This is a genomic window from Shewanella halifaxensis HAW-EB4, assembly GCF_000019185.1.
GTDB lineage: Bacteria > Pseudomonadota > Gammaproteobacteria > Enterobacterales > Shewanellaceae > Shewanella > Shewanella halifaxensis.
Genome location: NC_010334.1, coordinates 146951 through 158043, shown reverse-complemented (window position 1 = coordinate 158043; position 11093 = coordinate 146951). Strand labels below are relative to the sequence as shown.

At 47.5% G+C, this 11093-nt stretch carries 10 protein-coding genes; 2 read left to right on the top strand and 8 right to left on the bottom strand.

All coding sequences use genetic code 11. From position 1 onward, the window contains the following. Positions 1-14 precede the first annotated feature (14 nt). On the bottom strand, positions 15-164 hold the full coding sequence (locus SHAL_RS23180; protein ID WP_190273617.1) for a hypothetical protein: 150 nt from the start codon (positions 162-164) through the stop codon (positions 15-17). Positions 165-743: 579 nt separating this feature from the next. Between SHAL_RS23180 and SHAL_RS00715 the strand changes: the two genes are divergently transcribed. Both SHAL_RS00715 and mutM read left to right on the top strand, forming a co-directional pair. Then, positions 744-1196, top strand: coding sequence for a hypothetical protein (locus SHAL_RS00715; protein ID WP_012275274.1), 453 nt, complete (start codon positions 744-746; stop codon positions 1194-1196). Between the two features lie 96 nt (positions 1197-1292). Beyond that, the gene (mutM, locus tag SHAL_RS00710; protein WP_012275273.1) at positions 1293-2108 is read left to right on the top strand and encodes a bifunctional DNA-formamidopyrimidine glycosylase/DNA-(apurinic or apyrimidinic site) lyase; all 816 of its coding nucleotides are present in this window, start codon (positions 1293-1295) and stop codon (positions 2106-2108) included. Between the two features lie 1259 nt (positions 2109-3367). Here mutM and SHAL_RS00705 read toward each other — a convergent pair. From SHAL_RS00705 to SHAL_RS00675, 7 genes are all read right to left on the bottom strand, one after another. Next, a complete protein-coding gene (locus tag SHAL_RS00705; protein ID WP_041416190.1) occupies positions 3368-5089 on the bottom strand; it encodes an ArnT family glycosyltransferase in 1722 nt (573 codons plus the stop codon). Between the two features lie 60 nt (positions 5090-5149). Beyond that, positions 5150-5815 carry a TVP38/TMEM64 family protein gene (locus tag SHAL_RS00700; protein WP_012275271.1) on the bottom strand — a complete coding sequence of 222 codons (666 nt, stop codon included), beginning with the start codon at positions 5813-5815 and terminating at the stop codon, positions 5150-5152. A gap of 2 nt (positions 5816-5817) precedes the next feature. Further along, complete coding sequence (locus SHAL_RS00695) at positions 5818-6549, bottom strand: glycosyltransferase family 2 protein (RefSeq protein WP_012275270.1); 732 nt, start codon at positions 6547-6549, stop codon at positions 5818-5820. A 345-nt stretch (positions 6550-6894) separates the two neighbouring features. Continuing rightward, positions 6895-8394 carry a capsule assembly Wzi family protein gene (locus SHAL_RS00690; RefSeq protein WP_012275269.1) on the bottom strand — a complete coding sequence of 500 codons (1500 nt, stop codon included), beginning with the start codon at positions 8392-8394 and terminating at the stop codon, positions 6895-6897. Between the two features lie 6 nt (positions 8395-8400). Beyond that, positions 8401-8880: a pantetheine-phosphate adenylyltransferase gene (gene coaD, locus SHAL_RS00685; RefSeq protein WP_012275268.1), complete on the bottom strand. Its 480-nt coding sequence runs from the start codon at positions 8878-8880 to the stop codon at positions 8401-8403. Positions 8881-9074: 194 nt separating this feature from the next. Continuing rightward, positions 9075-9764 carry a TIGR01621 family pseudouridine synthase gene (locus SHAL_RS00680; RefSeq protein WP_012275267.1) on the bottom strand — a complete coding sequence of 230 codons (690 nt, stop codon included), beginning with the start codon at positions 9762-9764 and terminating at the stop codon, positions 9075-9077. A 51-nt stretch (positions 9765-9815) separates the two neighbouring features. Next, positions 9816-11039 (bottom strand): sensor histidine kinase, encoded by a 1224-nt coding sequence (locus SHAL_RS00675; protein ID WP_190273634.1) that lies wholly within the window; start codon positions 11037-11039, stop codon positions 9816-9818. Positions 11040-11093 lie beyond the last annotated feature (54 nt).

Below are 11093 nucleotides of genomic sequence, written 5' to 3'. Positions count from 1 at the left end.
TGTATCTTCCAACATCAATAGTTCCAATGGCCTGCGGCCAGCGCATGTGCAGACACTTCTGAAGCACGCTGCAAGCACATCCCTGTGAGCTCTACGGTTTCATCCCTGAAACCGAAGGCTTCAGCCGTATCTACACGGGTTAGAAAAGCACAAACATCACCCATTGAATTCTCAATAAAAATTCGAGACTGACGTTCATAGTGAACTTACGGAAAACACCGACTTCCCCATCGAAGTTGCCGAAATACGCAGATGACTCTTTATCTAAAGTAATGCCGTAGAGCCATCATGGATGATGGTTCAGGCTCGGGGGGACATGGATGTCCCATCTGAGCCGTTAGGCGATTTTTATTGGAGTATGAGGATCAACAACTTCGTCTGGGGCGGCGGGGACTCTTGTGAAAGAATTAGGCAAGAGGGGATTGCTGTTGATCCCCTCTTGGCCGAGTGTGAGCTGGAAGCTCACGATTTTTATCAAGCGCAGCTTGATTGCTTACCGCTGCAAAGCGGCGATCTGGGATGGAATCCCACGACTTTGGTCAGGTGCAGCCTGATAGATTTATCAAACGAAGTTTGATTGATCGAGTTGTTAGACGCAGTCTAACTTAAAAGTCAGGCGCAGCCTGATGCACCAAAAAGTGGTAAATGACGGTACACCCACCGTTAGCATAATTTGTGGTTACATCAACTTGCAGATACACTTATCAGATACCCATATCAAACAAAAAGCTGAAGTAACAATCATGGCTTTATCCCGTAAGAAGTGGAATACCATCATCATCCTCGCATCTATTTTGATGATATCGGTGCTGACCGTCATTGACGATAACAGTAAGATAACGCCACTGCAGACCCAAGCACTATTCGACAAGTCAGCACCATTGTCACAACTACAATATGGCGAGCTTTGGCTGCAGAAACGCCAGTCTGGCTGGCAATGCAGCGCTAGAGTGCTCAACTGTTTAGAGTGGGCTAATGCGTGGGATCAAGTGCATATTACAGCTCTAACCGATAAACCTGAGACTGAAGGTGAGCCTGTCGAACTGGTGATCCAAGTCGACGATCTGGTTGATGCCCAGCTGTGGATTTTATTTAGTCAGCAAGGCCTGCTAAAGTCACCTGCGGGCAATTGGTACCAGATCCCTCCAAGCTTACGAGAAAGTTTAGCTCCCATTGTTCGCGCTCAAGCAAACTAAGCTCGTAATCTAAGGCTGTAATCCAAGGCAGTAAGCTAAGCCTGCCTTATAACGAAGCTGCAGCTATCACTAAGATAACCATAAAAGAGAAAGCAAATGCCGGAACTCCCTGAAGTTGAAGTCACCAGGCAAGGTGTATCGCCTTACCTTATTGATAATCAAGTTACTGACTTAATCGTCCGTAATCCGTCACTAAGATGGCCCGTTCCCGAGATTGCTAAGCAGATTATCGGCCAAACAATTCGTAATGTACGTCGCCGCGGTAAGTACCTGCTGATTGATACCGACGCGGGTACCACCATAGTGCATCTGGGCATGTCGGGTAGCTTACGCATTCTGCCCGCCTCTACCCCAGTGGAAAAGCATGACCATATCGATCTGGTGCTCGCTAGCGGAAAAGCACTGCGCTTTAATGATCCAAGACGCTTTGGGGCATGGCTCTGGTGTGAACTACCTGAGCAAGCGCATCCGCTACTATCTAAGCTGGGCCCTGAGCCGCTGACAGATGCCTTTAACGCCCCTTACCTACTCGCAGCCTTGGCCAATAAGAAAAAGGCGATAAAGCTGTGCTTGATGGACAATCATATCGTAGTGGGTGTCGGTAATATTTACGCTAACGAGGCGCTGTTTGCAGCAGGCATTCACCCGCAAGCCGAAGCGGGTAAAGTGGATGCCGAGCGCATTGAAATTTTAGTCAGTGAAGTAAAACAGATCTTGGCTAGTGCCATTAAACAAGGTGGCACCACCTTGAAGGACTTTACCAATGCAGACGGTAAACCGGGCTACTTCGCCCAGAAGCTACATGTCTATGGTCGTGGCGGCGAGACCTGCACCCAATGTGGCCATCTACTGAGTGAGATTAAGCTTGGTCAGCGAGCAACGGTATTTTGTAGTTTGTGCCAAAAGCTTTAAAAGAAGGACCTAGGTTCTAGGGCGCTGCGCTTCGAGGACGGACTACGTCCTGCTAGGAAGAGCAAAAGCAAATGCCAAAAACACTACCTTTGCCCCTGCTTAGCTTTTACGTAGGTCGATATTTATGCCGACAAACCCTTTATGTAAAACCAAGCTTGATGGGCTAAAGCCCAACCTACAAAAGAACACATTCTTTCCCGGCTTTAACCGTCCTTGCTTGTACGGTCTTAGCTGTTATCGTCTTAGCTTTTCCTAGGTTTTTCCTAGAACCTAGATCCTAGGGCGCTGCGAGGGCGGGCTGCGTCCTGCTAGGAAGAGCAAAAGCAAATGCCAAAAACACTACCTTTGCCCCTGCTTAGCTTTTACGTAGGTCGATATTTATGCCGACAAACCCTTTATGTAAAACCAAGCTTGATGGGCTAAAGCCCAACCTACAAAAGAACACATTCTTTCCCGGCTTTAACCGTCCTTGCTTGTACGGTCTTAGCTGTTATCGTCTTAGCTTTTCCTAGATTTTTCCTAGAACCTAGATCCTAGGGCGCTGCGAGGGCGGGCTGCGCCCTGCTAGGAAAGCAAAAGCAAATGCCAAAAACACTACCTTTGCCCCTGCTTAGCTTTTACGTAGGTCGATATTTATGCCGACAAACCCTTTATGTAAAACCAAGCTTGATGGGCTAAAGCCCAACCTACAAAAGAACACATTCTTTCCCGGCTTTAACCGTCCTTGCTTGTACGGTCTTAGCTGTTATCGTCTTAGCTTTTCCTAGGTTTTTCCTAGAACCTAGATCCTAGGGCGCTGCGCTGCGAGGGCGGGCTGCGCCCTGCTAGGAAAAGCAAAAGCAAATGCCAAAAACACTACCTTTGCCCCTGCTTAGCTTTTACGTAGGTCGATATTTATGCCGACAAACCCTTTATGTAAAACCAAGCTTGATGGGCTAAAGCCCAACCTACAAAAGAACACATTCTTTCCCGGCTTTAACCGTCCTTGCTTGTACGGTCTTAGCTGTTATCGTCTTAGCTTTTCCTAGGTTTTTCCTAGAACCTGCTTTTCCTAGAACCTTTTTTAAACCGTCTCAGCCTTTCCGTAGGTCGGTATTTATGCCGACAAACCCTTTATATTAAACTAAGGTTGATGGGCTAAAGCCCAACCTACAGAAGAGAACATGCTTTTCCGTCTTCGCTTGAACCGTCTCAGCTTGTATCGTCTTAGCCTTTCCTAGGTCCTAGCCCCTGCCTTTCCTAGAACCTAGGACCTAAAATCAATCCATCCACCGTCCTGGTGTCGGGGTGAAATACTGATAACGCTTATCAGGCTCGGCACAGGTGGGCAGCAGATTGTCTTTGCTTAACAGTACCCAGTCATCACGGTGAGCAACACCCATGCTTTTCGCACCAGTAAAGTTAAAGCAGTTAAGCTTTTGATGATCGCCGACTAAGATAAAGCGCTTATCTCCTTCATGCATCCACTGCCATGCATTACGCTCTTGCTGCTCAAGGGGTGCAAGGTAGCTAAAGTGGGTAATATCCACCGGAGAGAACAATATGAACTGCTCTTTAAATTTAACTAAACCAAGCTGACCATCTGGGCCTATCGCCTTAGCCGCATTGGCCATCAGGGCTTGCGGCGTGCGCATAGGCTCTAAAATGCTGTAGCCCCATGTGCCCATTACAATCCAGGTTAGTGCTAGGCTGATCCCCATTCTCACCATGGCTTGTGAACGGCGCAGCAGCAATAGAACTGCAAACCAGATAATACCCACCGTCAGTAGCAGGTAGCCCATATGCGTTAAGTCAGCCGAATAATCGGCCATCGCCTTAACGATAGCGGGGTGATGAATAAGCGCTAAAACACCAGCTGTGGTGAATACCAATCCGAGCAACCAGAGTAAGCCTGTTAGGCCCCATTCAAACCAGCGCTTGGTATCTGCACCAGTAATAATCGCCGATAGTGCTAATGCGAGCATAGGCAGTGCTGGCAAGATATACACACCACGTTTGCCTGGGCTAATGCTAAAGAAAACCAGCACTAGCACGACCCAAACCAGCAATATGGCAATGATAGGCTCAGCTTTGATCTTGGCAACCACTCGTTGCCAGTGAGCAATAAACAGCAGCGGCAACGGGAACCACATTACCGGCACCACACTCACTAAGAAGTAATACCAAGGCTTGATATGGTGCCAAGCATTAACGTAACGCTCACCCGTTTGCTTAAATAGAATGTTGTTTTGATATTGGATCAGCTCTGGTGTGCCCTGACTTTGGACAATCAGCACCATAGGCACCAGCCAACAGGCAATCACTGCCAGCATCGCCAATGGCCCTGCTAGGCACCACCATTTAAGGCGGCCTTTAAAGAGATCTTTTTGGATTAGTGCGTAAGCGATAATCGGGAGCAGCATCAGCAGTGGCAAGAAACCCACGCCTTTGGTGATCACCCCTAGCCCCATAAACGCCCAGCCCGCGAAATACCAACGCCAATGAGGCCCCGTCATAAAGTGTCGCAGCAAACCATAGCAGCCCAAGGTGATCCAACACATCACCATGGCATCAATCTGCGCATTTTTACTCTGAATTAAAAACTGCGGAGCCAACATCAACAGTAGGGCGGCATTGCGGCCGACACGCACACTCCACAGTCTCGAACCTAGATCATAAACCAGAAATAGCGTTAGAAAACCAGCTAGGGCATTCGGCAATAAAAAAGCGACTTTTAAGCTGCCCGTTAAGCCATAAAATAGCGCGATAGCCCACATAAACACGGGTGGCTTATCAGGATAGAACTCGCCTCCGCGTTGTGGGAAAAACCATTGACCAGAATCCACCATCTCTCGGGCCACTTCGGCAAAACGAGGTTCGTCGGCCGGCCAAGGAGAACGCCAGCCAATGCCGACAAGCAAAATCACTGCGGCGAACAGCAATAGCATGCTCAGCACTTGATAATAGTCATCACTATTGAATCGTTGTTGTAGCGATTTCAATACCATTTTTATTAAACCTTGTTGTTAAAGCCAGTTGTTAAAGCTTGTTGTTAAATCTTATTATTCATCGGTGACGATCTCATCGACCTGTTTACGCAAGCGCGTTTTATACAGATAAGCACCAATCAGCGAGGAGAAAATAAACAGCACGATACTAATGATTAAATTGTTATGATCTGACAGACCGATGCCGGCACCTGCAAAGCTAAAAATAAGCATCTGCGGCAGATATCCAACGCCACTGCCCGCAAAAAACTTCCACGCACTCACATGCGTCGTGCCTGCAAATAAGTTAGTTAAGGCGTTACTGCCAATAGGCAGTAATCGAATCATCAGTACCTTCAAAAAAGTACGATGAATGATCAGCCGCTCAAAACGAAATAGTTTATCTTTAAAGCGTTTCTTAAGGCTGCTTCTGAAAGTTAATCGAGCAAAATAGAAGGTGATCACACAACCGAGCAGTGCTGATAAGGTTGCTAGCAGTGCGCCATACACACCGCCTAAGGCAAAGCCCAATACGAACGCTATAACTTGACGGGGTCCACCCACACTGGTGAACGCTGCCCCCATAAGAAACAGCACAACCAAGGCGCTGTTTCCGTTATTTTCGACGTAGTTTCCTACCCAGTTGCTATCAGTTAAGTGCTCAAATAGCCCCTGCTGGGCAGCAAACATCAGCAATACTAGTATCGCGATGACGACTAATGTTTTAGCTAAGCGCTTCATCGCTACTCAGCCCTTGTCGTCTCAGTTTTGACTACATTGGGTAAACGTGTTCTACGGTTAAGCCACATCACTCCCATGATATCGACAATCCCCACCCAGACGCGGTTCCACGCAGTGTACTTAGACTCACCCTCCATACGATCTCTATGATTCACCACCGACACTTTAATCTCGCCGCCATGACGACGAATAAGAGCAGGGATATAGCGGTGCATATGATCGAAATAGGGCAGCTTCAAGAAGCTAGCTTTAGGAAATACCTTTAAGCCACAGCCAGTATCGGGCACACCATCACCGAGTAGCGCATCACGAATTTTATTGGCGACGCGAGATTGAAAACGCTTCCAAGAAGTGTCTTTACGGTTCTTACGGTAACCCGCGATACAAAAATCACTGTGAGTCATGGTGGGAATAAGATCTAACATGGCGGGAATATCGGCAGGATCATTCTGACCATCGGCATCTAATGTCACGATAATGTCACCGCTAGCGTTTTGCACACCAGTATGCAGCGCGGTACTTTGGCCAGTACTTTTTTCATGGCGAATCGCTTTCGTTGAACACCCGAGTCGCTCACCTGTACGCAATAACTCTCCGAAGGTGTCGTCGTTACTGCCGTCATCCACCACGATCACTTCAAAGGGCGTTTTGTCTTTTAGGGCGCGATGGATCTCTTCCACTAAAGGGCCAATATTAGCTTGCTCGTCTTTTGCTGGGATTACGACTGAAATCAAAATACTTACTCCAAAAAGTGGTTAGAGCTAAAACATAGCTCTGTTCAATCTTTAACTGAAACCATTACAAAGAAGTGTGTTAACTCTTGGTGAGCGCAGGGAAATTCAGGCTTTCCTCTATTACTACCACCATGCCTCTCTATACCGAAACGACTTAAGTTTCCGGTGTAACTTACAGAAAAAGATAAGCTTTAAAAATACTAACTTACTTCAACCCATCATTATGTAATTTTTAGCAAATGGGCTCAAATAGAGAGCAGCACAAGTACCATCTTCTGCACTGCAGTTCTCATATTTTTCAATACGAAAAAGCCAACGCTTTTGGCGTTGGCTCTATTCATTTAGCTAGAACTTGTACTCGTAAGTACTAAATACTGTGGCATTGTTTTCGTTGTTTTGCGCCTCAAACTCTGATTGAGACACAGTGCCACCCACACTCATCATGCCCTTCCAAATTGGCATGCGATAGCTCAGTTCCAGCATCAACAAGTCCTCTTTAAGAGGTTGTGGCGCCCAACCATGGCTCGGACTCTTACCATCTTTATTGAGCTGAGCATAACGCAGCAGCGAGGTAAAACCTTTGCTATTAGCAAACTGACCAATCAAGCCCAAAACATAGACATTGGCGTCACTGTCATAGGTGCTGCCTAAGGCGCGGCCATAGTAACGTGAACCACTCTGATAAGTTGAATGCTCATAGAAACAGTTGAAGGCGTTCTCATCTTCGCCGCAGAACACCATGGTGTCGGTATACTCGAGAAACAACTTATACTGCTGACCATCTAAGTTAAAGCGGGTATCGGCACCAAACATCGAGCCACAATCTACGATATCCCATGGCGCAGAGCTTTTAGCATCCTCACAGGTTCTCTCGTAGTAAAGCCCAAACGGTACATTGTACCAAGTGTCGCTAAAGCGGATGTCGTAACCCGCCATCTGGTTGCCGTAGTTACTGCAACCCACTTCATCAACGTTATCGGCACGGCAATCGCGCTGACCCGTGATCGATTTAAAGGCACTTTCCCACGTACATTCCTGGCCATCACCACAAAATTGTGTGGTCCACGACAACCCGATTTCTAACTGTCTAAAAGGGCGGATAGAGCCGCGAAAATTCCATAACAGTGCATTAGGAGCATATCGCTCCTCTTCAAAGCGGCTAATACCAGCGGTAAATGTCCAAGGCCCAAGCCAAGACAGCCAAGGTGTCTCGAAGGCCTGAGCATTATTACGGCTCATCATGAGTGAGGGCATTGGCCTGGCATTATTAGACTTATGTAGCGCCGAGTCGAAACCTGGGCCCCACCACTGTTCGACGGCGCCAAAGGTAAACATCCAGTTGCCTAACGCCATGGCAAGATAGGAGTCATCGAAGCGAAACTCTTCGTCATCACTCGGTTTGTAATTGGCTGAAGCCGAGATCTTATAGGCAAACCTTTCACCTAAATACTCGTAAGATGCGCCCAGCTCACCCTGCTCACGGTAATCTGAGCCAAAGTGTTGAAAACGCGCAGGGTCACTCGCTGCTGCAAGCTTAATACTGGTATTACCGCGATTATCGACCGCATTACGGTAGTAGTAATTCACACGAGCAAAGGCTTCTACTAACCCAGGACTTAGTGTCGAGGGCTCTACCTTGGCTAAATCACCACCAATCCCCGACCACATCAAGGGGTAGGTATTAACCGGAACGGTAATGACTCCCGCATCGGCAAGAGCTTGAATATCGGCTCTCAGATAGATATCGGAGGTATCGACCCAAGGTGCTGCAATGCTAGCCCCTGAGAAGACTAAGGCTAAAACAGATAAGAACCTAACAATATAAAACCGAATAAACTTATGCATGGACAACTAGTTAGCCTTTTTTGTTAATGCATTTGCGACTTCTGCGTGAACAAACTGACTCACATCGCCACCATGAAGAGCCACCTCTTTCACTAAGGTCGATGAGATAAATGAGTTCTCTTCTGCAGGCGTGAGAAACACGCTTTCAAGATCAGGGCTTAAACGACGATTCATATTGGCTAGCTGAAATTCATATTCAAAATCCGATACCGCGCGTAAGCCTCTGACCAACACGCTGGCATTTTGCTCCTTTGCAAAATCAACGAGTAGACCACTAAACCCCACCACCTCGACATTATCTAGGTGCGCAGTAACCGTTTTGAGTAGCTCGACTCGTTCTGCAAGGGTAAATCTAGGCTGCTTTGAAGGGTTTGCCGCAATGCCGATGATGACATGCTCGAATAAATTTGCCGCACGCTCAATCAAATCGGCATGACCATTGGTAACAGGGTCAAAAGTTCCTGGATATATGGCTCGCTTGTGCACGTTAAAGTCTACCCTTAGTGTTGTAACTTAGCAGTCTGAACTACCTAGAAATTCATAGCCCTAATGTAAGGGCTTTTTAAGGCCCCTATCCTACTCGTTATCGAGTGAATTGTGAATGCAAAAGCCGAGATAAGCGACAATGCTCACCGAGCCATTAACTTATCCCGTCGATCGGAAACATAGGGTTAACACTATTAACTTGCACTAGCCTTTTTCAGTTTAGGCCAGTCTAATTGGTGGGGCTGCTGCCAAACGTTAAGCTGCTGGCAAACGGCACTATCTTGGAAGTGGTCACCGGTGACGGGGGCAACGGTATATTCATACTGTTTGTCTTGGTAATCAAAGTGCAGACTGTAGGCATGCAGATAGCCTCTATCGGCCTCTTCACCACCGTAAAGGGTATCGCCTAGGATTGGCACGCCTATGCTGGCCAGTGCCACTCTAAGTTGATGAGTTTTACCGCTATGGGGTTTGAGCAGATACAAACGCTCCCCCTCGGCAATAGAATGGGAAAAGAACTGGGTAATTGCCGGGTTGTCGGTACTGCGAAGCAGTTTATGCATACTACGACGAGACTTAGCCATATCACCAATCACCCAGCCTTGTTTCTTCTTCGGCTTACCCTTTGCTAGCGCTAAATAATACTTTTGCACCAGATGCGCCGAAAACATGCGGGTAAACTCTGCGGCAGCGGCACTCGACTTTGCCAGAATAATAAGCCCTGAGGTCAGGGTATCGAGTCTATGTACGGCGTAGAGCTTAATCCCGAGATCGGCCTCGGCTTGAGCGACAACGCCAGCGCTGCCATCTTGGCTATGAAAATGCACTTCAGTTGACTTATTAATAACAATAAAGTCGTGCTCATCGGCAATGACTCGATACATAGATAGGGGGTTCCACAGGTTGGCAGTAGCGTAGCTTGGCTAGCACAAAGATTAAAAAGTAATAATAACCTTTAGGCCAGGCTGATTATCGGTTAGCGCTATTTTAGCATTATGTCGCGACAGAATCGCCTTCACCATAGATAAACCTAACCCTGTGCCTTTGTGGTGACGACTGGGGTCTAAACGCACCAAGCGCTCGAATACCTTCTCACGAGAAGCCTCAGGGATCCCCGGACCATTATCTTGAATAGAGATGACATTGCGATTCTGTGAAATGCAAATTTCAGCACCTTCTCCAGAATATTTAACGGCATTATCGACCAAGTTAAATAGCGCTTGGAACAATAGATACTTGTCACCACGGACCTGAAACTCTTCACCCGTTGTCAGTTTCAATGATTGACCATTAAATTCGGCCATCGCATCCGCCATTTCAAACAGATCTTGGCTGATATTGATTAAGCTGACATCTTGTAACTCCAGAGTTTGCTGACCCTCTTCGATGCGCGTCAACGACAGCATGGCATCGAAAGTCGCTAAGCAATGATCTAGCTCTTCGGTGAGGATGGCACAGCCCTCTTCAAGCTCCTCTTTGGGTTTACTCGGCAGTTGCTCAAGCCCAATACGCAAGTGAGACAAAGGTGTACGTAGATCATGGGCGATATTGTCGGTGACCCCACGCACAGCCGCTAAGTTCTGCTCTAGTGCATCGAGTACTCCGTTAAACTGCCGTGCCAGCATATCAAATTCATCTTGACGCCAGCTCACTGGTAATCGAGTCGAATATTGCCCCTGTTCAATCCGCTTGCTCAAGCGGTTGTACTGTACGAGACGGCGTAAAATGGCTTTAGAAAATAGATAGCCCAGCGCCAGCGTCAGCACAAGGGTCAACATCAGTGCAGTAATTGCGGCATTGGTAAATTTATCGATTAAGGCACCGAGCTGATCCACTCGGGTCGCGATAAGCATAGGACCATAGCGCGTCATCACCATGCCACCAGTTAAGATGTGTAGCTTTTCGGGACCACCAGTAAATACCGGAAACTCATGCTTCTCGGGCAACATAGGCATATCTTTAGGGATCATGCTTAGAGAGCCGACAAGATCGGCGGTGTCGCGCCAGACAATCAAGGCAACTTTAGGATCGGCACCGCGTACCTGAGTCGCAAAGCTACGTCTATCCAGGGTCAGTGCCATCTGTTGATAGCGAGTCCTTTCAGCATCGAGATGCAGGTCCAACTGATGCTCTTGTTCATTGATCAGCTGACGATACATCCCCAGTAACAAGGTGCCAATAATGACGGTTACTAGGGCTGAAAATATGATGGT

Bases quoted from the DNA above. Each gene is read 5' to 3' on its own strand.
- SHAL_RS00690 (WP_012275269.1), bottom strand. From the start codon at position 8,394: ATGCATAAGTTTATTCGGTTTTATATTGTTAGGTTCTTATCTGTTTTA.
- SHAL_RS00675 (WP_190273634.1), bottom strand. From the start codon at position 11,039: ATGTATCGTCAGCTGATCAATGAACAAGAGCATCAGTTGGACCTGCAT.
- mutM (WP_012275273.1), top strand. From the start codon at position 1,293: ATGCCGGAACTCCCTGAAGTTGAAGTCACCAGGCAAGGTGTATCGCCT.
- SHAL_RS23180 (WP_190273617.1), bottom strand. From the start codon at position 164: ATGGGTGATGTTTGTGCTTTTCTAACCCGTGTAGATACGGCTGAAGCC.
- SHAL_RS00700 (WP_012275271.1), bottom strand. From the start codon at position 5,815: ATGAAGCGCTTAGCTAAAACATTAGTCGTCATCGCGATACTAGTATTG.
- SHAL_RS00680 (WP_012275267.1), bottom strand. From the start codon at position 9,764: ATGTATCGAGTCATTGCCGATGAGCACGACTTTATTGTTATTAATAAG.
- SHAL_RS00715 (WP_012275274.1), top strand. From the start codon at position 744: ATGGCTTTATCCCGTAAGAAGTGGAATACCATCATCATCCTCGCATCT.